We start from the raw sequence: 23,821 nt of genomic DNA, 5'->3' as shown, positions 1-23,821 counted from the left end.
TTTGTTATTTATTTTTTCCGGATAATTACAATTGTGATATCATCAGATTGATCTGCATTCTCTGTAAAATGCCCCATATCAGATAAAACTGAAGGAATCTGTCTGTCAAAATCCTGCTGAACAGCGTTTTTTACAGACTCTAATAATCTCGAATTTCCATATTCATCATGGGCGGTATTCATTGCTTCTTTTATACCATCTGTAAAGAGAATAATTTCATCACCGCTTTTCATTTCAAAAGTGGTTTCCTGGAAAAAGGATTCTATTGAAGAAAGCCCGATTACAGTACTTGAAAATTTTCTTTTTTCATCAAAATAATTACACTCTCCGCTTTCTTTCCTGTATAAAATCGGGCAGGGATGACCGGCATTTACAATTTCTATTTTGCTCCCTTTCATGCGGAGGAGAATGCCTGTAAGATAGTTTTCGATATTACGTTTTTCTACACGAATACGTTTATCAATAATCTCCATTACTTCATAAAGGGCTTTGTCTTCGTTCTGATGAAATTCCTGCTGAAAAATATTTCGGACAAGCATTGTTACAAGGCCAGAAGATATTCCGTGGCCAGAAACGTCGAATATACCAGCACCTTCAAGAATCTCATCATCAGTATAAAAATCATACATATCGCCCGAAACACCGGCCATAGCCTTGCTGTAATAAGCAATGTCAAAGTCCTTGAGTTCCGGCATTTTTCTTTTAGAAAAGCTTTCCTGTACAAAAGCGGCAAGTTCAATTTCTTTTTCAATAGCTTCTACATGGTTATCGCGAATTTTTTCAAGGCGAAATTCCTTAATCAGTGAATTCCATTTGTAAAGGCTGAGGGCAGACATTACAATTGTGGTTAAAAGAATATTAAGTGCCATGTAAGCATTACCTTGATCCCATAGCCTGTGAATGATGATAAAAGAAAAAAGAAAGAGCAGGGGAATAAAGAAGATTGGTTCAACCGAAAGCATTACAATTGCAATAATACAGACATTTGTGTAAACCGTATAAGGACTGATTGGATTACTTGAACTGAACAATACGATAATGCTGAGAACCAGGACTTCAAAAATTCCTATGTATGTTGGCTGATTACGTCTCCATACAGGCCACTCCGGGTGATGAACAGTATGAATAGCGACAAGAAGAACGTGAACACTAGTTACGATGTATGCTAAATAATAAAATAACTCAATAAGATGATTTTTTACGTCGCTGCCGTAACGAATCAGCGTTACAAGCGTCATTATTAATCCAAATGTAAAAAGAATCTGCTCAAGCTGAGCGAGTCGGTGTAAATTTTTAGCTATGAGTCCCGCTTTCAGGTCTTTATCCATAATGAAATTATCCCAAAAAGCCCGGAACTTAGATTTTGAATTTTTCAAAGTGTCATCCTCAATAATTGATTTTTCGGACAACTATTTTTAAATGATATATATAATTATATAGTAAGAAACTGGATAAAGCAAATTGAAAAATACATTATTGTAATAATCCTTTAAAAATGGTATTTTATAGAATAACAGTTTATAGGAGCTAAGTAAAAAACTGCCAGGATGCTGTCAGTTTTTTACTTTCAAAGTTTGCGTTGCAAACTTTATATTTATTGCACATTCTCACTTCGTTACGAATGTGCGTAAAAAGCCAGTTCGGAAACTGAAGTTTCCTCTCTGTCTTTTTATAGGAGTTAAAACATGACATACACTGCAGAAGTGGAGCATATGTGTCCTTTGGCAAAAGGCGCATATCATGGACCAGCACCTATCCCTGAAGAAGGAGAATGGGTAAAGGTTAAGAAAATTGAAGATGTTTCTGGATTCACACACGGTATCGGTTGGTGTGCACCACAGCAGGGAGCTTGTAAGCTTTCTTTGAACATCAAGAAAGGAATTATTGAAGAAGCACTCGTTGAGACTATCGGTTGTTCTGGTATGACTCACTCAGCTGCTATGGCTTCAGAAATCCTTATTGGTAAAACTGTTCTCGAAGCTTTGAACACTGACCTTGTTTGCGATGCTATCAACACAGCTATGCGCGAACTTTTCCTCCAGATTGTTTACGGTCGTTCACAGTCTGCTTACTCTAAGGACGGACTTAAAGTTGGTGCTTCTCTTGAAGACCTCGGAAAGAACCTCCGCTCTCAGGTAGGTACAATGTTTGCTACACGCAAAACAGGTCCTCGCTACCTTGAAATGACAGAAGGTTATGTTGAGACTTGTGCAATCGATAAGGACAATCAGATTATCGGTTACAACTGTATCAACTTCGGTAAATTGATGGACGCTCTTAAGGCTGGAAAGCCAGCTGAAGAAGCAATTGCTGGTGCACGCACACACTATGGTCGTGTAACTGCAGATCAGGGTATGGTAAAACTTATCGACCCACGTAAAGAATAGGTCACAGGAGGAATAGAATTATGGCATTATTTGAAGATTTTGAAGGCCGCATTCCTCAGGTGAATAAGGCTCTTAAAGAATATGGTTTTAAAGAAGGTGAGGCTGGTTTGAACGAAGCCCGCGACCTTTGTAAGGCTCGTGGTTTCGATCCATACGAAATCTGTCAGTCTACACAGCAGATTTGTTTCGAGGATGCTAAATGGGCATATGTACTTGGATCTGCAATCGCAATCAAAGAAGCAGAAAAAACAGGAGACAAGTCTGGTTCTACAGCTGCTGCTAACATCGGTAAGGGACTCCAGGCATTCTGTCTTCCAGGTTCTGTAGCTGATGACCGCAAGGTTGGTCTTGGACACGGAAACTTGGGTGCACGTCTTCTTTCAGAAGAAACACAGTGCTTCGCATTCCTCGCAGGACACGAATCTTTCGCTGCTGCTGAAGGTGCTATTAAGATTGCTGCTAACGCTAACAAGGTTCGCAAGAACAAGCTCCGCGTTATCTTGAACGGTCTTGGAAAAGACGCAGCTCAGATTATTTCACGTATCAACGGCTTTACATACGTTCAGACTGAATTCGACTATTTCAACGGCGAAGGTACAGACAAGGCTCTTAAGGTTGTAAAGGAAGTTCCATACGGATCTAACCCAGACCGCCTTATCGTAAAGTGCTACGGTGCTGACGATGTACGCGAAGGTGTTGCAATCATGTGGCACGAGGATGTTGATGTTTCTATCACTGGTAACTCAACAAACCCAACACGTTTCCAGCACCCTGTTGCAGGTACTTACAAGAAGGAGCGTCTCCTTGCAGGTAAGAAATACTTCTCTGTAGCTTCTGGTGGTGGTACAGGTCGTACACTTCACCCTGACAACATGGCTGCAGGTCCAGCTTCTTACGGCTTTACTGATACTCTCGGACGTATGCACTCAGATGCACAGTTCGCAGGTTCGTCATCAGTACCAGCTCACGTAGAAATGATGGGCTTCATGGGAATGGGTAACAACCCTATGGTAGGATGCACGGTAGCATGTGCCGTAGCTGTTGCCGGCTCATTCTAATTGAATACCACGGTGGTTGAGTAGGCACGGAGTGCCGTATCGAAACCACCGTATATAAGGACACTTCCTTCAGGAGGTGTCTTTTTTTATCTAAAAAAAATACTTGATTTCCTCCAGATAATGCAGTAATATTCAAATATCTGGTGGAAATCGATATGTTTTGGGATACAATAACACTTTGTGAATCGCTGCAAAAACAAAATTATTCTTCTCCAAACAATAAGCTTGCCTCCCTTCGCAGGCAGGGAGTATATCATCATATAAGGCACGGACGCTACGAAACCGAAAGTGATATACCTCCTCATATTCTTTCCTGTTCAATTTATGGTCCTTCTTATCTTTCCTTTGAATATGCACTTTCATTTTATGGGCTTATTCCAGAAAGGGTAACTATTTATACGTCTGCTACAACCTGCAAAAACCGTACTAAAAAGTTTACAAATGATTTTGGAACCTACACCTATCAGGATATTCCTCTGGCCGCTTATCCGCATGAAACTATGGTTCAGGTATGGAATGACCGGGGCTATTTAATTGCAACTCCCGAAAAGGCTCTTTGTGATACTCTTTGTAAGCAGAAGCCGGTAACTTCTTTAAAGGCGTTAAAGCAGCTTTTGTTTGAAAATCTTCGCATTGATGAAGAAGAATTCAAAAAGCTGAACCGGGAAGCCCTTCTTTTTTTGTGTCCGCTTTATAAAAAAAAGAATCTTAATTTTTTATGCAGGCTGCTGGAAAAGGAGGGCAAACAATGACAAGTGTAATTCAATCAATGCTTCAACGCTATGAATGTAAAAATACAGAAGATTATAAAAATGCCCTTAAAGAGATTATTCAGGAAGTAGCTTTGTGCGGTCTTGCTCGGGGAGATTTTTTTAAGGAAGCGGCTTTTTATGGTGGAACAGCCCTGCGCATTTTTTATGGGCTGGATCGCTTTAGCGAAGATATGGATTTCTCCTTATGTAGTCCAGATCCAGCTTTTTCTCTTTCAAAGTATTTTACATTTCTCGAAGAAGAGCTTGCAGCCGCCGGTTTTTCTCTAACAGTAGAACAAAAAACAAAAACAAAGGAAAGTGCAGTTCAATCAGCTTTTATAAAGGGCGAAACGCTGATTCAATTATTAAAGATTGTTCCTTCACAACCTCTGGTTGCAGGCCTTCATAGTGGAGAACAAATCAAAATAAAATTCGAAATAGATACTAACCCTCCGGCTCTTGCAACATATGAAACAAAGTATGCCTTACTTCCAATTCCTTATGCCGTAAAAATGTACGATGAGGCCTCTCTTTTTGCGGGAAAGCTTCATGCGGTTTTATGCCGCGCCTGGAAGAACAGAGTAAAGGGCAGAGATTTTTACGATTTAGTCTGGTATCTTTCGAGAGGAACAAAGCCTAATCTTCCTCACTTACAAAAGCGTCTTGAACAAAGCAAAAAGTGGAATCCTGGTGATACTCTTACACTACCAGTTTTAAAAGAAATGCTTTGTGAACGTTTCAAAGAAATTGATTTTGAAGCCGCAAAAAAAGACGTTCGCCCCTTTATTCAGGACGAACGCAAACTGGACTTGTGGAGTGCAGAGTTCTTTACTACGATTATTCAAGCTATGAAATAAAATGGATAAGAATGCTGCTTTTTGCGGTGCGTAGAGGGTTCTAGCTTGAAAAATGACTCTCCCGGAAGATAATTCGACAATTCATGCAAGTGAATATAATTTTTATTTGCCCACAACAGAACAGCTGGTAAAGGAAATAAATGAAGTGAAACAGTTAGTTGATAAATAAAACTTCAATTGCGTCCGCACTGCGGACGCAATTGAACTCGACTTTCTCATATATTTTATGCGTTTAGAAAAAATCGAAAAATTTATGTAAAATAATTATGGCAACCGGAATAAGGAAACTCAATAAGGTATAAACAATATCCCAGAGTTTTTTAGCTATATTAGAATGATAACCATCAATATCACCTTTATAAAAAATCATATCTGGTATGGTTTTAGCTAAGTAACTAACAAGAACAGATAAAATTATTACTTTTACAAAACTTAAATCTAGAATTCCTGCGTTGTTTAGAATTCCAAATGCAAAGAACCAAAGAACAGCACTGATAATCCCACCAATTGTTATGTCTTTGTTTTTCCAAAACATAAGATTTCTGAATGGACAAAGTATAAAATCTTTAATTTTATTCTGTTTAGATTCTCGCTTTTCTTGTTCTTTTTCGAATCCACAATTAACAAATACATTTTCACCAATAGTCGGTTCTTCTCCAAGATATTCTACTGATTGTAGATTTTGGCAAAATTGGAACGCACAGTCTTCAATTTCGGTGACACTTGCCGGTATTGTAATAGCTTCAAGTCCGCTATAATAGAAAGCGCATTCTCCAATTTTTGTAACAGTTTCTGGAATAGAAATTGTTTTGAGTGCACTACAGTGGTGGAACATTCCTGTAGCAATTTCTTCCATACCTTCAGGAAGAATAACTGTTGATAATGATCGACAATAACCAAAAAGACCTTTTATAGTGATTTGTCCAAAACCCTGAGCTAGGTTCTCTCCACAGCCAATTTTTTTAATGCTTTTTGGAATAGAGACTGATTCAAGTGAACTGCAACTATAAAAACAATTACCGCCAAGTTCGCTTACTCCTTCTGGAATAACTAAATCTTTTAAGGACTCGCAATTCTCAAAAGCACCATCACAAATTTTTGTAACACTTGCGGGTATAGTAATTGAACTAAGGTTTTTACAGTTTAGAAAAGCCTCCTGATCAATTATTTTGAGTGTTTGTGGTAACTTTACGGTTGTAAGGTTTTCACATTCTGCAAAAGCCTTAAAGCAGATTTCAGTTACACCTTCTGGAACTTCAAATGTCCTTGTATCTTTAGGAACTTCTACAAGCCATAACCTGTCAGAACTATATAAAACTCCATCTACAGAAACTGTATCTTTATGACTTCGTTCATATTTTTCTTTTGCGATTTTTTCGTGTTTAGCATATTTTTCATTAGCCTCTTTTTGCATCTGATTTTGCCAGTTATCCCAAAGCGCTTCTGATTTTCTTTGATCTTCTGCCATACGTGCTTTAATTTGTTCGACTGTTTGTCGGTGAGCATAGTTGTTCATATGTTCTTGACAACAAAAGATTAAAGTACCATGCGTATATTCTAATTTATCAAAACTAGTTGTAAAAATATCTGCCCCACATTCTGCACATTTGTATTTTAATAGAGCCATTTTTTTCCTCCTATCGTGGCTATTATTTTAAGTCTAGTTTTTTCTCAAGAAGATGAATGCCCGCTTTTGAGCCTTTTGTTCCGAGAAGTTTTTCTAGTTTTTTACTTTCCTCAATTTCACTTGTAATCAATTCAGTGAATTCTTTTTTTTCGTTTTCTGATACTTCTTCACCCTTAAAGCAGTACATAAAATCAAAGTTTTCGCCATGGTTAAAGAGTCTCCAGGGTAAAGCTTCGTCTTTTATGTTGCCAATCATAATTCCGTAACGAAGAAACGGCATTATTGATTTGTGTTCAGTTGCCTTTGCACTGTAAGTTATGGCATCATGCGTACTTATATTTTTAAACTTTGATTCAATGACAATTCGAGGAATAAAGATATCCTCTATTTCTTCATATATGAATAAGTCGGTTTCAAATTTTATTTCATCTGAATTTGTTGGAGTCCAATTTTGGTCGAAAGAATGAATTTCCTTGGCATAAGGTAGTTTTTTTTGTGTGCATGCATGAAATGTTTTTCTCTCAACATTCTTGCTAAAATGCTCATTTAAGAGATTGCAGATTTTTTCTGTCCATTCTTTTTCGTTCATAATATTGCTCTTAAAAGCCAGTTTAATTTTTTTCCATTATCTCTCATTTATTCTTTTTGTCTTGAATTTAAAAACCTATAAACAGTCGGGAAAAAATCCCGTACTTAGGCGAAAAATTGTGTTATAATGAGAGCATGAAAATTAAAAACGTTTTCAAAATTGAATACATTTTAATATCCTTGTCGCTTCTGATTTTTGTTTTTACGGCCTTTTTGAAAATTGAATCACAAAAAAAATACGATGAATTAAACTCTCTCATAAATAACCTTCTTACAAATAATGTTTATAGTAGGGGGGGGTACGAATGTATAGAGGATTCTGCTAACCAAATAAGCTCTCTGCAAAACAAGCTTTCACCTTTTACTTATTATAGTGAAGAAATTGAAAATCAGTTTAATAAACTTTCTGCTCTTTTACAAAATAATAATTCTACAAAGGAAATAGTTTTTACAGAGGGCTTGCTTTTGGGAAATTTAATCCGCCAGAATCAAAAATCAATTAACTTTGGCTATGACTGTCTTTATATTTCATCATTCTTTTTGCTTTTGATTTCTATTGTTCTGGTTTTGTATAAAACTCTAAGCAAGAAAAATGAACTTTTACGACAGCAGAGTCTTAATGATGCAAAGCTTAGGTTTAGTCAGGATTTGCATGATGGAGTTGCACAGGATCTGGCGGCCTTAAAGCTTTTTATTCAGAATGATGAAAAGAAAAAAGCCCTTTATTATTCTGAGCAGGCCTTTAAGGAAGTTCGTTATTTAATTGATTCTACTCATTTGGATTTTAATAAAAACTTTGAAGAAATCCTTCAGCAAACATTAAAATCTTTTGAAGTCAATTTTAAAATTAAAACAGAGTTTTTGTGTGCTTCTAATTTAATCAAAAGTATTTCACCCGAAAATCAGATGGAGCTTTTAAGAATTTTGCAGGAAGCTTTGAGCAATTGTTCAAGGCATTCTGAAGCAAGTCTTCTTACAATAAAAATAACCGATATAAGTCCATTTATCCGTTTTGTAATTGAAGATAATGGCAAGGGCTTTTCTGAAGAGGAAATTAAAACAAAGAAATCTGATGGAAACAAGCATTATGGATTTGTAAATATGCGTAACAGGGTAGAAAAGCTTGGCGGCACTGTAGATATTTCTGGAAAGGGAGGAACTACAATTGCAATCACAATTAAAAATATTGTTCGTTGACGATCATTCGGGACTGCGTGATGGAATAAGCTTTTTGTTAAGTAAAGAAAACGCAGATTTGCAATTTTATAATGCCTCAACAAAAGATGAAGCATTGGAAATACTTAAAAATAATAGCGACATAAAAAATGCAATTCTCGATATAAATATCAATGGTGAAAGCGGTCTGAATTTTATAGACGAATTTAGAGTACTTGTTCCGGATTTGAATATAATCATTTACACAATGTATTCTGATATGCTTCACATTGACGCGGCCTTAAAGAAAAATATTCAGGGCTATATTACAAAAGATTGTGAAGTCCAGGAAATTGAAAAAGCAATACAATTTGTTTCTTGTGGAAGTATGTATTACAATAAAGCGGCTAAAGAAGTGATGCTGTCTTTGATTTCAAAAAATAACAATAGTAAAACTGATTACGAAGAACTTCATGTTCAGGAGCTTTTTGAAAATTATAAAACCTTTACTCCAAAAGAGCAGGAGGTTTTTCTTCTTCTTGCACAGGAAAAGAATACCGACGAAATTGCTGAGCTTTTGGGAAAATCAGAAAAAACTGTAATTAACCAGAAATCCATCATATATCAGAAACTTGGAATAAAAGACAGACTTGAACTTTTGCGTGCCGCCAGAAAACTTGGAGTTATATTATAATTTATGAAATCAGATTTAAGACAGGAATTGTTTGGAATTGCCTCTTATGAAAAAATTACTTTAAAGCGTGTGTTATTTATAATTATTGCCGCTTTTTTATGCATCCTTGTAAATTATGCGGGCTCTGTTCTTGCAGAAGTTGTAGTTTTTCCTTTATATCTTGATTCTCTGCTCACTATTGGTATTGCCAGCTTGTGTGGACTTATTCCTGCTATTGCCTGTGCTGTCTTGTCAAATGTTGTACTTAGTCTCTTTACTCACTGTTCTATTTTATTTACGGTCTGTCATATTTGTACTGCTGTTTTTGCCTGGCTTGTTTTTTATCATTATAGAAGAAAATCTTTCCCGCAGCAGACTTTATATAATTTTGATTCTTTTTTATGGGCAGGTTTTTGGGCTGCCATTACAAATGCGATTTTAGGTAATATTATTGCTGATTTAGTTTTTGCCGCAAATACCGGGCGGCCTAGTGCGAACACTGTTGTTCAGGGAATGTACGTTGTTATTCCGAATCTTTTTCTGGTAAATAATATAGCGGGTCTTGTAGAAAATTTTGTAGATAAAATTCTAAGTGCCTTATTAAGCTTTTGTTTTTATAAAGCCGGAGTGCGTATTTTGAATAAGTTATAGATTGCCACGTCGCTGCGCTCCTCGCAATGACAAAGATTTGAGAGGCTGAAAGCCCCCGTCATTGCGAGGCTGAAAATAACGTCCGTCATTGCGAGGCTGAAAGCCGAAGCAATCTATGCTATAATACAAGCATGAAAAAATCCCCAAAACTTTCCAGCCTCATAGACAAAGCTGTTTTTGACTACAACCTCATAGAAAAAGGCGACCGCATTTTGATTGGTGCCAGCGGTGGTAAGGATTCTACGGCACTAATAAAATATTTTGCTGACAGGGCGAGGCGGCCAGCGAGAGATGTGGCTTCTGACACAAGCTTTGAATATAAGGCGCTTTTTATAAAATCTGATTTTGCACCGGATTTTCCAGAGGGGATTAGAGCTTTGTTCAGGCAGTGGGGCGTTCCCTTTGAGCAGCTTAATGTAAATGTTTTAGAGCGTGTAAAGCCCGGACAGAAGATGAGCTGCTGGTGGTGTTCAACACAACGCCGGACCGAGCTTTTGAATTATGCCATCGCAAACGGCTACAACAAAATTGCCCTTGGCCATCATATGGATGATATTCTGGAAACTCTTTTAATGAACATGCTGAACAAGGGGGAGATGGCCAGCATGCCTCCAAGGCTTAAGTATGACAACTTTCCTGTTACAGTAATCAGGCCACTTTGTTATGTGAGCGAGGCTCGTCTGATTGAAGAAGCAAAGTCTTGCGGCTATGCAGGCTATACCTGCACCTGCGACTATCAGGATAATTCGGGACGCAAAGAGGCGAGGGCAAAACTCGAAGCTTTAACTGATGGCGATGAGGCAAAAAAAGAGCGGCTTTTTGCTTCGATGCGAAACATACAGCCGCTGTATCTGCCGTAAAGGATTGCCATGTCATGCTCGGGCTTGAACCAGGGCATCTATTTTGTTCTGATTTGTGACTGTTTTTTCAATAATTTGTTCTGATTTGAGACTAAAAATAGTTAATTTTGTTCTGATTTGTCACTGATTTCTGTTCTGATACTGTACAGCTCCTGTTGTAATATGAGCCTATACTTAAAAACAAGGTTCATTCGAGGAGGTATAAAAGAATGAAAAAAATGGCAAAAGTCCTCACATTTTTAATGTGTGCAGCACTTGCTTTCACTTTCTGGGGCTGCGAGAATCCAGCAAGCATAGACGACAGCGAAAATACAACAGTGCCGGAAAATAATGTCCCTGATAACACTAAAAATCCGGTTCCCCAGGGGCAAAGACCAACTGGTCAGGGTGAAAATCATGGAAGTAATGAAGAAACTGTAATTCCGGAAGAATATAAAACTCCGCTGACTTTTGAAGCTATTCAAGATGGAGATATTGTTATTACAAATCCATGGTCTACCTTAAAGTATTCAATTGATGGCGGCGAATTGCAGACCGTACAGGCAGAAACTGATCAATATGGAGATTTAACTGCCTCTATTTCTGTGCAAGAGGGACAGAAAGTTTCTTTTTATGCAGACGGTTCAGAAAATGATTTTGAAAGTCAGGATGAATATATTCTCAATATCCGTGGATATGGCGAAAATGATGAACCATATTTTTATGTTTATGGAAACGTAATGAGTCTTCTTGATTCTGTTAACTATAGTACAAAAAAAGATATTGATAATGATTTTGCACTGGCATATTTATTTGATGATGGATATGTTCGTTTGATAAACCATCCTCAAAAAGATATTATTCTGCCAGCAACAAGCTTAAAACCTTACTGTTATGCGGGGATGTTTTGCGGTTGCGAAAGCATAGAAAGAGCGCCTCTTCTTCCGGCAACAAATCTTGCAGAAGGATGTTATGCAGAAATGTTTCAAGCTTGCCGTGCTTTAATTGAAGCGCCAGAACTCCCTGCAACGACACTTGCAAAAGGTTGTTATTCTGAAATGTTTGACAGTTGTGACTTACTGACAAGAGCACCGGTACTTCCAGCTCAAACACTTGTAGAATCCTGTTATGAAGGCATGTTTGAATGGTGCAATAGCTTAGCTTATGTAAAATGTCTTGCAACAAATATTGAAGCAGAGGATTGTACAGCAGACTGGTTGTGGAATGTGCCTGCTGGTGGAACCTTTGTAAAAGCCAATGGAGCAAACTGGTCTAGAGATAAGGATGGAATCCCTGCAGACTGGGCAATAGAAGGTGAACATTCAATTACTGTAACAGGCGGTGTTGCAAGTGTAAACGGACAGCCTGTAACAAAAGCAGAAGCAGGAGTAGAAGTTACAGTCACAGCAAACACTCCGGCAACTGGCAAAGAATTTGATGTATGGCTCTACAATCCTGAAATTCTTAATGAAAATAATGAACACAATTCAAGAGTAACCTTCACAATGCCTGCTGAAAATGTAACGTTAGAAGCTTCCTATGAGGATATATATTACTCAATCAACGTAGACAGCGCAATTGCAAACGGAAGCCTCAGTGTTTCCTCAAGAGCAGCTTTCAATGAAACTGTAACAATCACTGCAAATCCTTCTGTTAATTATGCTCTTTATTCAGTTACTGTAAGAAATGGAGAAACAATCGTAACAGTTAATGGAGATAATAACACTCGAACCTTCACAATGCCAGCTGGAGATGTAACAATATCTGCAACTTTCAGAATTACTCCAATCGGAACAAAAAAGAGACCAACAGAAGTAGGTGATATTGTATTCAATGACGGAACTGCGCTTCCTGCATCTGAATATGCAGATCGTGAGCTTACTGATAGAGAAAAACAGAATGCGATTGCGGTTGTAGGATATGTGTATATGGTAGGTGGAAGCCCTGACAATTGTATTACAATTGGATTAAAGCAGGAATATACAGAATTGTGTACTTCAGCTTCGCAGGGAAATACAAATACAACTGACTTCAGTAATGTCGTAAATGGTTATGATGATAAATCTGCTTCAGAGGTTCGTGATAATATATGTAATGGATATGGAAGTATTACAGATTACAGTAAAGACTTATATCCGGCTTTCTGGTTTGCCCAGCATTATACAGGTTATGGTAATCTTGGAAAAATTACCAATGACTGGTTAGTTCCAAATCTTTCTGACTTTTTGTTTATTTATAATGGAAAAAATGAAATTGAAAATGCTATCAGTAAAATTGGTAGTGACTATTCAATGTCATTTATAAATCCAGATGATTCCGACTATTTTACTGTAACACAGCATAGTACGGCGAATATGGTATACCTGTTTAATCTGAACGATGGTTCTTATGGTGGAAACTACAAGGGTGGAAAATCTCCTGTCCTTGTTATCCGTTACTTCCAGTGTCATGACTAATTGAAAAGGAAAGATTCTTATCGAAAGAAATGAATATTAAAAAAATAATCATCCTGACGATACTTGGGATTATGCTGATTATGCAGTTGTTTCAGGTTATTCAGGTAGGGTGAAAGAAGAAAATGGAGTGGACAATGATGCTGGTCATGCTGAACTTGATTCAGCATCTATTGGCCGCTCTTTTTATTCCTAAACTTTTCTTTCAAGAAAAGAGATTCCTGCTTCTGCCCAGGAATACTGGCTCATAAACTCGCCGGTAAAGGCTTTTTTAGCAGTAGAGTCGCCTGCAAGAAAATCATAATAATCACAGTGAACAGCTTCCGGGTTAATGCGGAAATTGTTATACTCAGTAATAAAAAAATTACGAATCTCAAGATCTGAAAGCGTGTGCTTTATGTCAGAAATAAGATTTCGAAGACTTGCACCGTAACGCGAGGAATCAGCATGGTCGCCATATAAAACTGTGAGCAGCTCCTTAGTCTGCACAGAACTTCCGTTTTTATAAATCAGATAGGCAATAAGCTCAATCGATTTTGATCGCTGAAATTTTACTACTTTGTTTTCATAGAGGAAGGTAAAATTTCCAAAGGTTTTTGCAAAAAGATTTTTCTTCTGCTTTCGGAGTTTGAGAAGCATTTTTTTCTCAGTGCTTCTTTTATAATGAGCAAGAAAGATGAAAATAAAGGTTATAAGAACAGTGTTCATTAAGCCCGTTATACCAAAACTTCTATAGAGCTGAGGAAGCATAGGTATGAGTCCAACAAGTGCTGCAATAAAAAAGAAGACTGTTGAAATATAAAAAGAAGACAGGGCAATAATAAAAACAAGAAATAAAGTAAGTACTCCGTTATAATATTGTTTTAAAATAAAAAAATTATAAAGTGATGAAAAGATTCCGCAGGAAAAGAGCAGATAGAATGAAATGTTTTTAACAATGTATGCTTTTTCTCGGGCAACTCCTTTTACACAAATTGAATGAAAAAAAGCCAGAAGACTTACAATTGTAAATATAGAAAAATATAAAAATGAAGGAATATGTTCCTGAGGATTTGAATGATATTTTATAAAAAGACCCGCTATACCTGTAAATCCAAAAATAAAAAATCCAATACTTACGTAATTGGAATGAATACGGTTTGTTTCTGCTGGATCTGCCAGATCCATTGGTGAAATATGATAGAGTTCTTTGTAGGCTTTAAATGGATTTTTCATTAAAGTGATTATAAAAGGATATTTTAATCTTTGTCAAATGGATTGATATGCCATTGCAAGTGTATTGAAAGCAGCATTATCGAGTTCTGCGGTGGTTTCGATACGACACTTCGTGTCACTCAACCACCGGAAAACACGACACTTCGTGTCATTCAACCACCGGAAAACACGACACTACGTGTCACTCAACCACCGCGGATTTCGTTAACGAATATTTTTCTCAATAAAATCCTTCTTCAGTTCCATCAGCTTTTCTGTGAGCGATACCTTGTAAATGTGTGGGTTTAAGATTCGCTTGTATGATTCATCAAAGCTTTCAAGCTGACTCTGCATTGTAGTGCGGCTGATTTTAAGCTGTTCTGAATCTGGCAGACGTTCTATTACACGCTGACCTTTTTCGAGACGCTTCTTCAAAAGCGGTTCAATCTTTGCAGCCTTGCAGGTGAACTGGCGGTAGTCTACCATCGGGTGATGGTAGCGGTATTCTTTGCCTGCTTCAATTGTTTCACCTTCGAGGGCGAGAATATCAGCGAGGGCCATTCCGTTTTCATCATAAAGGCGGAATACATTTTTGATTCCAGGGTTTGTTGTTTTTGCAGGGTTATCAGAAAACTTCATTGCAGGAACCATCTGATTTGTAGCCTTGTCATGGCGGGCAGCAAGCTTATAGACACCGGTGAAGCTTGCTTCGTTTCCTCCGGTAACCATGTGAGTTCCAACACCCCAGGAGTTGATTGGAGCGCCACTGGCTACGAGAGTTGTAATGATTTCTTCTGTAAGTTCATTTGAAACAGAAATTTTTGCCTGAGGGTAACCTGCGCGGTCCAACTCTTTACGAACCTCACGGGTCAGGTAAGAAATGTCTCCAGAGTCAAGGCGGACACCAAAGTTGTATCCTTTTTCTACAAGCTCGCCACCGGCAATAATTGCATTCTTAATACCAGAGTGAAGTGTATCATAAGTATCAATAAGAAATACTGAATTAGTAGGATAGATTTTTGCATACTCACGGAAGGCTTCGAGCTCAGAAGAGTGAGACATAATCCATGAATGAGCCATAGTTCCCATAACAGGAATGCCGTATTCTTTTCCGGCAAGTGTGTTAGAAGTTCCGGCAGCACCACCAATGTAAGATGCACGGGTTGCACTCATTCCGCCATCAGGTCCCTGTGCACGGCGAAGACCGAATTCCATAATCGGAGCCTTTTTAGAAGCCAGCCAGATGCGGGCTGTTTTTGTTGCTATAAGACTCTGGAAGTTTACATGATTCAAAACAAGAGCTTCGAGAATCTGGGCTTCAATAAGATTTGCGTGAATGCGAACAAGCGGCTCTTGAGGGAAGATTACTGTTCCTTCATCCATTGTGTAAAGGTCGCCTGTAAAGTGGAAATCCTTCAGATAATCAAGGAAGCCCTGTTCAAAAATCTTCTGCTCTGCAAGATATTTAATGTCATCTTCGCTGAAGCGGAAGTTTACAATAATATCCATAAGAGTTTCGTTTCCGGCAAGAACAGAAAAGCCGCCGTTGAAAGGATTTCTTCGGAAGAACATATCAAAAACAACTTCCTGATTCATGTTCTCCTTCCAGTAACCCTGAGCCATTGTCAGTTCGTAGAAGTCTGTAAAAAGTGCACTAGTAATGTTATTCATATTCATTCCTTTAAATGTCATCCCGAACTTGTTTCGGGATCTGTTATATAAAGATGCTGAAATAAATTCAGCATGACGGTCAAATATTATCCTAAATCTGTATCCGGAGTTCGTGGCCGCGGATTGTATTTGTAAGTATAACGGGCTCCAAGGTAACGTCCAACAAAGCGGCTCATAAAAGCCGTTACTCGCCACTTAGGTCTGTAAAGTGCCACAGTCTTTCCTTTGAAAGCACGTTTCAAACACTGGGCTACAACCTTCTGAGGAGGGAAGCCGCCCTTTACTTCCTTGCGGGCTCCGTTTGAAGCAACATTTGCAAACTCTGTGCTTACAGAACCCGGGCAGAGAGCACAGACCTTAATTCTCTTATCGCGAAGCTCAGCCGCAAGTGCGATAGAAAAGCTCAAAACATAAGACTTACTTGCTCCGTACACCGCAAAGTTTCCCAGCGGCAAAAAGGCTGCCAGTGAGGCGGTGTTAATCACAACAGAGCCTGCCTTAAGGTAGGGAAGTGCGATTCCGCAGATTCCAGTAACCGTAGTACAGTTGAGTTCAACCATATCCATCTGACGGTTGATTGAAGTTTCTGCAAAAGGACCGTAAGTTCCAAAGCCTGCGTTATTTATAAGAAGCCCGATTTCAAGTTCGCCCTGGGCTTTACCTTCGTTTTCGATAAAAGCCTTGAGACTTTCCACCCCGGCCTTACCTGCCACATCCATAACTACCGGGCGTACAAGCTGCCGGCCTTTTGCTGCATTCAGCTGGTCTGCAAGCTGTCTAAGTTTTTCTTCGCGTCGAGCAATAATCCAGATTTCGTCATAATCATATTTTGCACAAATCTGGCGGGTAAATTCTTCGCCAATGCCTGAGCTGGCACCTGTAATTATCGCAATTCGCTTCATATCTTCTATTATATACAATTGCAGTAAATATTACAAATATATATACTGATGTTATTATGAGGACGAAAAGTTTTTGCATCTTAGGATTATCATTTTTCTTGCTAACATCCTGCACAGATAAACAGACCAAAAAAGAAATCAAAACTCACGCCGCAGCCAGTGAAGTTCAGACCTATATAAATCAGAAAAAATCAGAGCGAGAGGAAGCCCTTGCACGCTACGTTTCTGCACTTCCCCTCGAACAGAAAATTGCACAGCTTTTTATTGAGAATCTCGAAGGTAATACAAGCTTCCGTTCTTATGAAACCCTAGGCGCCATGACTGGTACAAAAGACGATAGACCTCTTATTGCAGGCGGCTATATTTTCTTTTCATATAATATTGCAGATTCCCGCGAACAGATGCAGAAATATATTACTTCCATCCGTGACTACTGTGAAAGCAACAATAATATTCAGCCTTATCTTTGTGTAGACCAGGAAGGTGGCTGGGTTAGTCGTCTTAAGAAGTTGAATCCTAAACTGCCTTCTAACGAAGAAGTTGCACGTGACTACGACATCACCGGTACTTACCAGCTTTACACAGAACAGGCGGCCGGCATGAAAGCCCTCGGTTTTGATATGAACCTTGCGCCTGTAGTGGAAGTCTGTACAGACGATAATAAAGATTTTCTTGACGGCCGCAGTTTTGGAGACCTCTCTCAGGTAATTACTTATGGTCGTGCCTGTCTTAATGCCTACGAAAATAATGGAATTGCAACAGTCCTAAAGCATTTCCCGGGAAATACAAACACAGACCCTCATACAGGCCTGCCGGAAATCACACTGCCGGAAGAGGAACTCTTAAAGAGCATAGAATCCTTCCGCGAGTTAGTTTCGTATAACCCGGCTGCGGTGCTTATGTCTCATGCCCGTACAAGTGCCATAGACAGCGGCGTTCCGGCCTGTCTTTCTAAAGTCTGGGTAACAGATCTCCTTCGCAAGGAATACGGCTACGAAGGTCTTATCTTTTCTGATGACATTTTTATGGGTGCTCTTGCAGATAACGGATATCCTCCGGAAGAGGCCGCAATACGTGCTGTAGAAGCGGGTGTAGACTGCATTATGATTTCTGAAAAACGTTTTGCAAAGGCCGGAAAGGTTTTGTATAATCGTGCTAAGGAAGATGCTGCTTTTGAAGCAAAAATTAATCAGGCTGTAAGACGCATCATTAAATATAAACTCGAGGCAGGGCTTATTGATGAGCAAGAAATCCGCTAAGGTTAGAGGTTCTGGAAAAGACAAGCTTTTTGGAGCAGACGGATTTGAACAGTATTACGGAGAACTCTACGGCGACCGCTGGCAGGCCCTCAAAGAAGCCTTTGCCGGCGAGGGTAGTGCAGTTGAATATCACGTTACCGGTGCAGAAGAATCTTACTTTCTTGACTCGGCCTCTGTGCTTGCGGCCCTCAGCCTTCCGCTTGCAGGTGCCTGTAATATCTTAGACCTTTGTGCAGCCCCCGGCGGTAAAACTCTCGTCCTTGCCAGCCGCATGGAGCCGGAAGCAAAGCTTTCTTCCAACGAACGTTCCCCGGAACGTAAGCACCGCCTTTCCACTGTTGTACAAACCTGCCTTCCTCCAGAAATCTCCGAACGTGTTATAACCTCCTGCAGTGACGGAGCCACCTGGTGTACCCGTCAGAGTGAATGCTTTGACCGCATTCTCCTGGATGCTCCATGTTCTTCTGAACGTCATGTAATTGCAGACCCTAAATATCTTAACACCTGGTCGCCTTCGCGTATAAAAACTGTTACCACAGAACAGTGGGCTCTCTTGTCCTCTGCCTACCGCCTTTTAGAGCCTGAAGGAATTCTTTTGTATTCTACCTGTGCCTTATGTCCCGAAGAAAACGATGGAATGATAGAGCGTCTTTATAAAAAGTTTAATAAAGATGGAACTGCCTTCAGTCTGCTTGAACCAGAGCCGGACCTTAGGGAAGTTTCTTCCTTTGCTCCGGCCCTTACTCTTCCGGGCTTTGAAAAAACACAATACGGTTATATGATTATGCCGGACAAAGAAAAAGGAGCAGGGCCAATTTACTTTTCAATCATATTTAAAAAATCCTCTATTATCTCTTGATTTTTTATAATTTTCATTCATAATAGAAACGATATGAGTGAAAATAACAACAATGACGATAAGCTTCAGCGTATTATCGAGATAGAGCGTGAACTTGGAGAAATTCAGGACGTTGACGTTCTCCTTGAACGAATCCTCACAGAAACCCGCAAAATTGTAAATGCGGATGCAGGTTCTATTTACGTAGTTGAGGGTGACAAGCTTAAAATCAAGTATGGACAAAATGATACTCATCTTAAAGAGCTTGCTCCTGGAGAAAAACTTCCTTATACAAGTTTCTCTTTCCCTATAAATGAAAAACAGATTTGTGGTTATGTAGCACTTTCTGGTAAACCGCTTAATATAAAAGACTGCTACAAAATCCCGGAATCAAAGCCATATAAATTCAATAAAAATACTGACCTTACAACAGATTACCGTACAAAGTCTATGTATACCATTCCTCTAAAAATGGCAAACGGTAATCTTCTTGGTATTCTTCAGATTATCAATGCAAAGGATGAAGACGGCAAAATCATCAATTTTGATGATGAAGCAGAAATGTTCATTGCTCACTTTGCTACTGCCGCAGTTCAGGCATTGCAGCACGCATATCTTACAGCAAATATGGTAAAGCGTATGCTTAAGATGTCAGAATTCCGCGATCCAAAAGAAACATATCCTCATATTGAACGTGTTTCTTCATACTCTCTTGAAATTTATGACCGCTGGGCATTTAATCACAATGTTCCGGAAGCAGAAATCCACCGTTACCGTGATAACCTTAAGATTGCGGCAAAGTTCCACGATGTAGGAAAGGTTGGTATTTCTGATGTTATCTTAAAGAAAGCTTTCCCTCGTTTTACAGATGAGGAAAGAAATATCATGAAGGGCCATACCTGTATTGGTGCCCAGCTTTTTGAACCGCCTGAGTCTCTGCTTGATGTAATGTCTCAGGAGGTTGCTCTTCATCACCACGACCGCTGGGATGGTGGACCTTCCGGTTATCCTGGAAAGATTTCTTTGAGTGATTTCTCTGTAAAAGATGGAATTGTTCCTCTTTCAGAGCCTTTAAGTGGCAAGGATATTCCGCTTTCTGCACGTATTGTTGCTGTAGCTGATGTTTTTGATGCTTTGAGTCACAAGCGCTGCTATAAGGAAGCCTGGACAATTGAAGATGCTTTCTCTGAAATTCTGAATAATTCCGGTACTCAGTTTGACCCTGAGGTTGTACTTGCCTTTATGCAGGTAAAAGACCGAATCTGTTCTATTCAGATGGCATATCCGGATGAGCCGGAAGATTAACGCAAAAGTCTGTGTATAACCTTATCAAAAGAGTTCGCGAATGCCGCGAACTTTTTTTTGTCATAACCTTCGTGATGATGTTTTACAAGACCAATTTCTGCCAGCTGTAAATCAAAGTCACGGGTGCTGAGCCGTTCCTTTATCATTTCGCGGGTAAACTCTGTACCCCGGTCATTTATACAGCAGATTCCTTTTTCAACCAGACGGTCTGCAAAAACTATGTCACGGGTAATTACGAGGTCACAAGCTTTGCAGTTATCAAAAATATAATTATCGGCGGCATCTTTTTCTTCGGGACAGACAATCATTTCAAAGTTACCTGTATCGCAGGAGATTTTCTTGTTGGCCGCAAAGACAACCTTTATGCCGAGTTTATTTCCCATTTTTACTGTGTGATTTCTTACGAGAGAAGGGCAGGAATCCGCGTCCACCCAGATTGTGAGAGCCGCGCCTTCCATAAATTAAAGTACCTTATTGATTTTCTCAATCATGTTTTGTGTTCGGCGTTCAATTTCCATTGTATCCATGTCGTTTTCAACAGGTACGTTTTCGCCGTTTTCCATTGCAACTTTTGCCTGCTTTTCTTTATAAAGTTCATCGCAAATCATAATGCCCGAAAGAATTGCAGTTTGCAGTGGATTTTTGATTGAATCGATTTTATTTACGTCTTCGGTAATTCTTTTGTAATAGCCTAAAAGCTTTTCGAGATATTCGTTATCTTCGTTTGCCTGGATAGTAAAAGAAGTTCCAAGCATTTCAATTTTTAATTTTCCCATTAGAAAATATCAAAGCCTAAGCCGTCGTGATTATCATCTTCGGGAGCGTCTATATCTTCTTCGCCCTCAAAGCTTTCTTCTACATTTGATTCTGTTGTTTCTGGAACTGTGTCCATTGTGTCAAAACTAGGCGCACTCTGAAGAGGTGCTTCTGGTTTTTGTGCTTCTGCCTGTGGGGCAGGTGATGGTTCTGTAGCTGCTGCTTCTACTGGAGAAGGTGCAGACTGAACAGGTGCCGCAGCTTTTGCTTCAACTGCTGCCTGTACGGCAGGTTTAGCAGCTTGAGCCGCCTGAGTATTCTGAGAAGCAGTTTTTAAAACTGAATTCTCAATCGAATTCAAGCGGTCAAGCGCCTTTTTGATTCCTGTCTCGATCTGGCTCTGATCTGACTCAAAATTAGAAAGCTGCTCCGACTTCGCAGATAACGCATTTGTGAGCTCGGTACATTTATTGCGCAGAGCATCGTTTTCTGCCTGTAGCTGCTGAATCTTTTCAACAGCGCTTTCAACCTTTTGTTCAAGAAGATATACCTGATCGAGTGAAATCATATTTCAAACTTCCTTAAGCCTGTACAGCTTTCTTAGCAGCTTCAACAACTGCCTTGAATGCAACTGGGTCTTCAATAGCCATATTAGAGAGAGCCTTGCGGTTCAACTTAATACCTGCTTTGTTAACTCCGTTGATAAACTGTGAGTATGTCATTCCTTCTTCACGAACAGCAGCGTTAATACGTGCAATCCAGAGAGTGCGGAATTCGTGCTTTCTGTCACGGCGATCTACGTAAGCGTGACCGAGAGCCTTTGTTACAGCATCTTTAGCTGGTTTGTAGTTTGATTTTCTGTCGCCACGGAAACCCTTAGCAAGCTTGAGGATCTTTACACGGCGGTTCTTTCTTTTTGTTCCGTCTATTGCTCTTGACATATACTACTCCTATTAACCGTAAGGAAGCATCTGCTTTCTGATTTTCTTTGCATCTGCTTCTGCTACATAACCTGCAGCGCGAAGATTTCTCTTTCTCTTAGGAGAACGTTTTGTCAAAATATGACGAAGGTTCTGCTTCTTGTGCTTAACTTTGCCAGATCCAGTAAGAGAGTATCTCTTAGCTGCTGACTTCTTTGTCTTCATTTTAGGCATTTTATAACCCCTTATTTTGCGGCTTTTGCTGAGATTGTCATCGACATGTTTCTACCATCCATTGCGGCAGGCTTATCGATGTTGTACGCCGAGGTAAGTCGCTTTAACACCTCATTCAGAACGTCATAGCCGAGTTCAGTGTGGGCAAGCTCACGACCGCGGAAACGGATAGTAACCTTAACCTTGTCACCCTCGTCAAGAAATTCCTGTATATGTTTGGCCTTAGTATCCAGATCTCCTGAGCCGATTTTTGGCTGCATTCGGATTTCCTTCAGCTTTAATACCTTCTGGTTCTTCTTGGAATCACGGAGCTTTTTTTCCTGTTCGAACTTGTATTTGCCATAATCAAGTATCTTACAAACCGGTGGGTTAGCATTTGGTGAAACTTCAACAAGATCCAGGTCACGGTCTTTAGCCATTTTGAGGGCTTCCTGTGTTGCAACGATGCCTAACTGATTTCCCTCGTCATCGATAAGACGAACCTCGCGAACACGAATCATTTCATTGATTCTCTGTCCATTGTTTTTGTTGTTATTGTTATTCACGTATGCCAATTTTCCTCCTGGAGTTATAATAACTCGATTTAAACATATAGCGTGTATCTTTTTATTATATGGATTTTTATATTGTGTGTCTAGTATGAAAAAGCTATAATACGAGTCATGGCGGAATTTATTTCTTCTTTTATTACCGGTTTTCAAGATGTAGTTCAAGAGGACCTTGCTGCTCGGTTTCCTAAAATCAAAATATTGAATCTGATGGATGGACTTATTCATTACCGCTTTGACGGGGATTCTCGGGAGCTGGAAAAAATTATCTATTTTAATAATACATTTTTTGTGCTCAAGACTATGAAGGGGAAGGGGCTTAATTTTCCATCACTTGTGGGGGCTGTTACTTCTTCGAAAAATTATTTTCTGGTAAATAAAGGCAGCTTTAGAATCCGTTTTGTTCAGGAGAATCAGTTTGCAAAAGTTGATAAGTCTCTTAGCCGCCGTGCAGAGGATTATGTTCTTGCCAATTCAAAGCTTAAACTGGACCGCCTTTCCCCAACAAACGAAATCTGGTTTTCTATCCGCCGTGAGGGCTTTGCTTTTTGCGGAGAGCTGATTTCTAAACGCGAGTTTACAGAAAAAAATCTCAACAAGGGAGAGCTCAGGCCCGAAATAGCTTATTTTATCTGCTGCTTTGCTGATATCAATCCTGAAGATACGATTCTCGAGCCCTTCTGCGGTTATGGTTCAATTCCAACCCAGCTTGCTAAAAAGTTCCGGTTTAAGAAGCTTTTTGTAAGTGATATTGAAAAGGAAAGAGTTGAGATTACAAAAGCCCGCAAACAGATTTCTGCTGCGCCAGAAGGACTTATAGACTGCCGTGTCGCAGACGCTTTGAACTTATCACATATAGAAGACAAATCAATCAGCCTGGTAATTACAGACCCGCCCTGGGGCTTTTATGAAGATATAGGCGATATTAATGATTTTTATTCAAAGATGCTAAAATCTTTTGACAGGATTCTGGCCGACCAGGGCCGCCTTGTAATCCTTTCTGCCCGCAAGGAAGAACTTGAGGCAAGTGCCGCCGCAGCAGGCTTTAAAATAAAAAAGAGCCTTCATACCCTTGTTAATGGTAAGAAGGCTGGCCTTTATTTACTTAGTCAATAAGGGTGGTTTCGATACGCCCTTTGGGCTACTCAACCACC

General features: G+C 39.4%; 25 protein-coding genes. 13 read left to right on the top strand and 12 right to left on the bottom strand.

What is annotated here, in order from left to right; all coding sequences use genetic code 11:
- Positions 1–8: 8 nt before the first annotated feature.
- A complete protein-coding gene (locus tag G626_RS0113180) occupies positions 9–1,328 on the bottom strand; it encodes a PP2C family protein-serine/threonine phosphatase (protein WP_156003348.1) in 1,320 nt (439 codons plus the stop codon).
- A gap of 357 nt (positions 1,329–1,685) precedes the next feature.
- On the opposite strand from G626_RS0113180, the gene G626_RS0113175 reads away from it, so the two are divergent.
- From G626_RS0113175 to G626_RS0113160, 4 genes are all read left to right on the top strand, one after another.
- Positions 1,686–2,387, top strand: a complete 702-nt coding sequence (locus tag G626_RS0113175; protein WP_022933257.1) for an iron-sulfur cluster assembly scaffold protein — start codon at positions 1,686–1,688, stop codon at positions 2,385–2,387.
- A 20-nt stretch (positions 2,388–2,407) separates the two neighbouring features.
- Complete coding sequence (locus G626_RS0113170) at positions 2,408–3,445, top strand: GGGtGRT protein (RefSeq protein ID WP_022933256.1); 1,038 nt, start codon at positions 2,408–2,410, stop codon at positions 3,443–3,445.
- A gap of 155 nt (positions 3,446–3,600) precedes the next feature.
- Positions 3,601–4,197 (top strand): type IV toxin-antitoxin system AbiEi family antitoxin domain-containing protein, encoded by a 597-nt coding sequence (locus tag G626_RS0113165; RefSeq protein ID WP_022933255.1) that lies wholly within the window; start codon positions 3,601–3,603, stop codon positions 4,195–4,197.
- Complete coding sequence (locus G626_RS0113160) at positions 4,194–5,054, top strand: nucleotidyl transferase AbiEii/AbiGii toxin family protein (RefSeq protein WP_022933254.1); 861 nt, start codon at positions 4,194–4,196, stop codon at positions 5,052–5,054. The genes G626_RS0113165 and G626_RS0113160 overlap by 4 nt, the downstream gene beginning before the upstream one ends.
- A 232-nt stretch (positions 5,055–5,286) precedes the next feature.
- Here the strand turns inward: G626_RS0113160 and G626_RS0113150 are convergent, their stop codons facing one another.
- Together G626_RS0113150 and G626_RS0113145 are read right to left on the bottom strand one after the other, a co-directional pair.
- Positions 5,287–6,681 carry a leucine-rich repeat domain-containing protein gene (locus G626_RS0113150; protein WP_022933252.1) on the bottom strand — a complete coding sequence of 465 codons (1,395 nt, stop codon included), beginning with the start codon at positions 6,679–6,681 and terminating at the stop codon, positions 5,287–5,289.
- A gap of 22 nt (positions 6,682–6,703) precedes the next feature.
- On the bottom strand, positions 6,704–7,270 hold the full coding sequence (locus G626_RS0113145; RefSeq protein ID WP_022933251.1) for a hypothetical protein: 567 nt from the start codon (positions 7,268–7,270) through the stop codon (positions 6,704–6,706).
- A 134-nt stretch (positions 7,271–7,404) separates the two neighbouring features.
- Here G626_RS0113145 and G626_RS0113140 point away from each other — a divergent pair, with 134 nt between their 5' ends.
- From G626_RS0113140 to G626_RS0113120, 5 genes are all read left to right on the top strand, one after another.
- The gene (locus tag G626_RS0113140; RefSeq protein ID WP_022933250.1) at positions 7,405–8,466 is read left to right on the top strand and encodes a sensor histidine kinase; all 1,062 of its coding nucleotides are present in this window, start codon (positions 7,405–7,407) and stop codon (positions 8,464–8,466) included.
- 34 nt (positions 8,467–8,500) lie between these two features.
- Entirely contained in the window at positions 8,501–9,118 is a 618-nt protein-coding gene (locus G626_RS0113135) for a response regulator transcription factor (RefSeq protein WP_156003345.1), read from the top strand.
- Positions 9,119–9,121: 3 nt separating this feature from the next.
- Entirely contained in the window at positions 9,122–9,748 is a 627-nt protein-coding gene (locus G626_RS0113130; RefSeq protein ID WP_022933248.1) for a hypothetical protein, read from the top strand.
- Between the two features lie 131 nt (positions 9,749–9,879).
- Entirely contained in the window at positions 9,880–10,608 is a 729-nt protein-coding gene (locus tag G626_RS0113125; RefSeq protein ID WP_022933247.1) for a tRNA 2-thiocytidine biosynthesis TtcA family protein, read from the top strand.
- Positions 10,609–10,817: 209 nt separating this feature from the next.
- Complete coding sequence (locus G626_RS0113120; RefSeq protein WP_022933246.1) at positions 10,818–13,043, top strand: InlB B-repeat-containing protein; 2,226 nt, start codon at positions 10,818–10,820, stop codon at positions 13,041–13,043.
- A gap of 189 nt (positions 13,044–13,232) precedes the next feature.
- On the opposite strand, the gene G626_RS16740 is transcribed toward G626_RS0113120, so the two are convergent.
- The 3 genes from G626_RS16740 to G626_RS0113100 all read right to left on the bottom strand — a co-directional run bounded on the left by G626_RS16740 (position 13,233) and on the right by G626_RS0113100 (position 16,807).
- Entirely contained in the window at positions 13,233–14,255 is a 1,023-nt protein-coding gene (locus tag G626_RS16740) for a hypothetical protein (protein ID WP_022933245.1), read from the bottom strand.
- 204 nt (positions 14,256–14,459) lie between these two features.
- A complete protein-coding gene (locus G626_RS0113105) occupies positions 14,460–15,911 on the bottom strand; it encodes a nicotinate phosphoribosyltransferase (RefSeq protein ID WP_027727194.1) in 1,452 nt (483 codons plus the stop codon).
- An 80-nt stretch (positions 15,912–15,991) separates the two neighbouring features.
- Complete coding sequence (locus G626_RS0113100; protein ID WP_022933243.1) at positions 15,992–16,807, bottom strand: SDR family NAD(P)-dependent oxidoreductase; 816 nt, start codon at positions 16,805–16,807, stop codon at positions 15,992–15,994.
- A 56-nt stretch (positions 16,808–16,863) separates the two neighbouring features.
- On the opposite strand from G626_RS0113100, the gene G626_RS0113095 reads away from it, so the two are divergent.
- From G626_RS0113095 to G626_RS0113085, 3 genes are read left to right on the top strand one after another with little or no spacing between them, the layout of a single operon-like run.
- Positions 16,864–18,066: a glycoside hydrolase family 3 N-terminal domain-containing protein gene (locus G626_RS0113095; RefSeq protein WP_027727193.1), complete on the top strand. Its 1,203-nt coding sequence runs from the start codon at positions 16,864–16,866 to the stop codon at positions 18,064–18,066.
- On the top strand, positions 18,047–18,925 hold the full coding sequence (locus G626_RS16735) for an RsmB/NOP family class I SAM-dependent RNA methyltransferase (RefSeq protein WP_022933241.1): 879 nt from the start codon (positions 18,047–18,049) through the stop codon (positions 18,923–18,925). Before G626_RS0113095 ends, G626_RS16735 begins: the two co-directional genes overlap by 20 nt.
- 33 nt (positions 18,926–18,958) lie before the next feature.
- Positions 18,959–20,209: an HD domain-containing phosphohydrolase gene (locus tag G626_RS0113085; RefSeq protein ID WP_022933240.1), complete on the top strand. Its 1,251-nt coding sequence runs from the start codon at positions 18,959–18,961 to the stop codon at positions 20,207–20,209.
- Here G626_RS0113085 and G626_RS0113080 read toward each other — a convergent pair.
- From G626_RS0113080 to infC, 6 genes are read right to left on the bottom strand one after another with little or no spacing between them, the layout of a single operon-like run.
- Complete coding sequence (locus G626_RS0113080; RefSeq protein ID WP_022933239.1) at positions 20,206–20,667, bottom strand: DUF188 domain-containing protein; 462 nt, start codon at positions 20,665–20,667, stop codon at positions 20,206–20,208. The two genes, G626_RS0113085 and G626_RS0113080, sit on opposite strands and share 4 nt — an antisense overlap.
- A gap of 3 nt (positions 20,668–20,670) precedes the next feature.
- Positions 20,671–20,985 (bottom strand): cell division protein ZapA, encoded by a 315-nt coding sequence (locus tag G626_RS0113075; protein WP_022933238.1) that lies wholly within the window; start codon positions 20,983–20,985, stop codon positions 20,671–20,673.
- Positions 20,985–21,533 (bottom strand): cell division protein ZapB, encoded by a 549-nt coding sequence (locus tag G626_RS17705; protein WP_022933237.1) that lies wholly within the window; start codon positions 21,531–21,533, stop codon positions 20,985–20,987. The genes G626_RS0113075 and G626_RS17705 overlap by 1 nt, the downstream gene beginning before the upstream one ends.
- A 13-nt stretch (positions 21,534–21,546) precedes the next feature.
- Entirely contained in the window at positions 21,547–21,906 is a 360-nt protein-coding gene (gene rplT / locus G626_RS0113060; protein WP_022933236.1) for a 50S ribosomal protein L20, read from the bottom strand.
- Positions 21,907–21,918: 12 nt separating this feature from the next.
- Entirely contained in the window at positions 21,919–22,119 is a 201-nt protein-coding gene (gene rpmI, locus G626_RS0113055; RefSeq protein WP_022933235.1) for a 50S ribosomal protein L35, read from the bottom strand.
- An 11-nt stretch (positions 22,120–22,130) separates the two neighbouring features.
- The gene (gene infC / locus G626_RS0113050; RefSeq protein ID WP_022933234.1) at positions 22,131–22,673 is read right to left on the bottom strand and encodes a translation initiation factor IF-3; all 543 of its coding nucleotides are present in this window, start codon (positions 22,671–22,673) and stop codon (positions 22,131–22,133) included.
- Positions 22,674–22,781: 108 nt separating this feature from the next.
- Between infC and G626_RS0113045 the strand changes: the two genes are divergently transcribed.
- Positions 22,782–23,783 (top strand): methyltransferase, encoded by a 1,002-nt coding sequence (locus G626_RS0113045; RefSeq protein ID WP_022933233.1) that lies wholly within the window; start codon positions 22,782–22,784, stop codon positions 23,781–23,783.
- Positions 23,784–23,821: the final 38 nt, after the last annotated feature.

Origin of the sequence: Treponema bryantii NK4A124 (assembly GCF_000421345.1) — a bacterium.
GTDB lineage: Bacteria > Spirochaetota > Spirochaetia > Treponematales > Treponemataceae > Treponema_D > Treponema_D bryantii_B.
Note: the sequence above shows the minus strand (reverse complement) of the source record. Positions and strands in the feature narration are given on the sequence as shown.

Excerpts from the sequence above, each read along its gene's own strand:
- G626_RS0113180 (WP_156003348.1), bottom strand. The coding sequence starts at position 1,328 with ATGGATAAAGACCTGAAAGCGGGACTCATAGCTAAAAATTTACACCGA.
- G626_RS0113175 (WP_022933257.1), top strand. The coding sequence starts at position 1,686 with ATGACATACACTGCAGAAGTGGAGCATATGTGTCCTTTGGCAAAAGGC.
- G626_RS0113170 (WP_022933256.1), top strand. The coding sequence starts at position 2,408 with ATGGCATTATTTGAAGATTTTGAAGGCCGCATTCCTCAGGTGAATAAG.
- G626_RS0113165 (WP_022933255.1), top strand. The coding sequence starts at position 3,601 with ATGTTTTGGGATACAATAACACTTTGTGAATCGCTGCAAAAACAAAAT.
- G626_RS0113160 (WP_022933254.1), top strand. The coding sequence starts at position 4,194 with ATGACAAGTGTAATTCAATCAATGCTTCAACGCTATGAATGTAAAAAT.
- G626_RS0113150 (WP_022933252.1), bottom strand. The coding sequence starts at position 6,681 with ATGGCTCTATTAAAATACAAATGTGCAGAATGTGGGGCAGATATTTTT.
- G626_RS0113145 (WP_022933251.1), bottom strand. The coding sequence starts at position 7,270 with ATGAACGAAAAAGAATGGACAGAAAAAATCTGCAATCTCTTAAATGAG.
- G626_RS0113140 (WP_022933250.1), top strand. The coding sequence starts at position 7,405 with ATGAAAATTAAAAACGTTTTCAAAATTGAATACATTTTAATATCCTTG.
- G626_RS0113130 (WP_022933248.1), top strand. The coding sequence starts at position 9,122 with ATGAAATCAGATTTAAGACAGGAATTGTTTGGAATTGCCTCTTATGAA.
- G626_RS0113125 (WP_022933247.1), top strand. The coding sequence starts at position 9,880 with ATGAAAAAATCCCCAAAACTTTCCAGCCTCATAGACAAAGCTGTTTTT.
- G626_RS0113120 (WP_022933246.1), top strand. The coding sequence starts at position 10,818 with ATGAAAAAAATGGCAAAAGTCCTCACATTTTTAATGTGTGCAGCACTT.
- G626_RS16740 (WP_022933245.1), bottom strand. The coding sequence starts at position 14,255 with ATGAAAAATCCATTTAAAGCCTACAAAGAACTCTATCATATTTCACCA.
- G626_RS0113105 (WP_027727194.1), bottom strand. The coding sequence starts at position 15,911 with ATGAATATGAATAACATTACTAGTGCACTTTTTACAGACTTCTACGAA.
- G626_RS0113100 (WP_022933243.1), bottom strand. The coding sequence starts at position 16,807 with ATGAAGCGAATTGCGATAATTACAGGTGCCAGCTCAGGCATTGGCGAA.
- G626_RS0113095 (WP_027727193.1), top strand. The coding sequence starts at position 16,864 with ATGAGGACGAAAAGTTTTTGCATCTTAGGATTATCATTTTTCTTGCTA.
- G626_RS16735 (WP_022933241.1), top strand. The coding sequence starts at position 18,047 with ATGAGCAAGAAATCCGCTAAGGTTAGAGGTTCTGGAAAAGACAAGCTT.
- G626_RS0113085 (WP_022933240.1), top strand. The coding sequence starts at position 18,959 with ATGAGTGAAAATAACAACAATGACGATAAGCTTCAGCGTATTATCGAG.
- G626_RS0113080 (WP_022933239.1), bottom strand. The coding sequence starts at position 20,667 with ATGGAAGGCGCGGCTCTCACAATCTGGGTGGACGCGGATTCCTGCCCT.
- G626_RS0113075 (WP_022933238.1), bottom strand. The coding sequence starts at position 20,985 with ATGGGAAAATTAAAAATTGAAATGCTTGGAACTTCTTTTACTATCCAG.
- G626_RS17705 (WP_022933237.1), bottom strand. The coding sequence starts at position 21,533 with ATGATTTCACTCGATCAGGTATATCTTCTTGAACAAAAGGTTGAAAGC.
- rplT (WP_022933236.1), bottom strand. The coding sequence starts at position 21,906 with ATGTCAAGAGCAATAGACGGAACAAAAAGAAAGAACCGCCGTGTAAAG.
- rpmI (WP_022933235.1), bottom strand. The coding sequence starts at position 22,119 with ATGCCTAAAATGAAGACAAAGAAGTCAGCAGCTAAGAGATACTCTCTT.
- G626_RS0113045 (WP_022933233.1), top strand. The coding sequence starts at position 22,782 with ATGGCGGAATTTATTTCTTCTTTTATTACCGGTTTTCAAGATGTAGTT.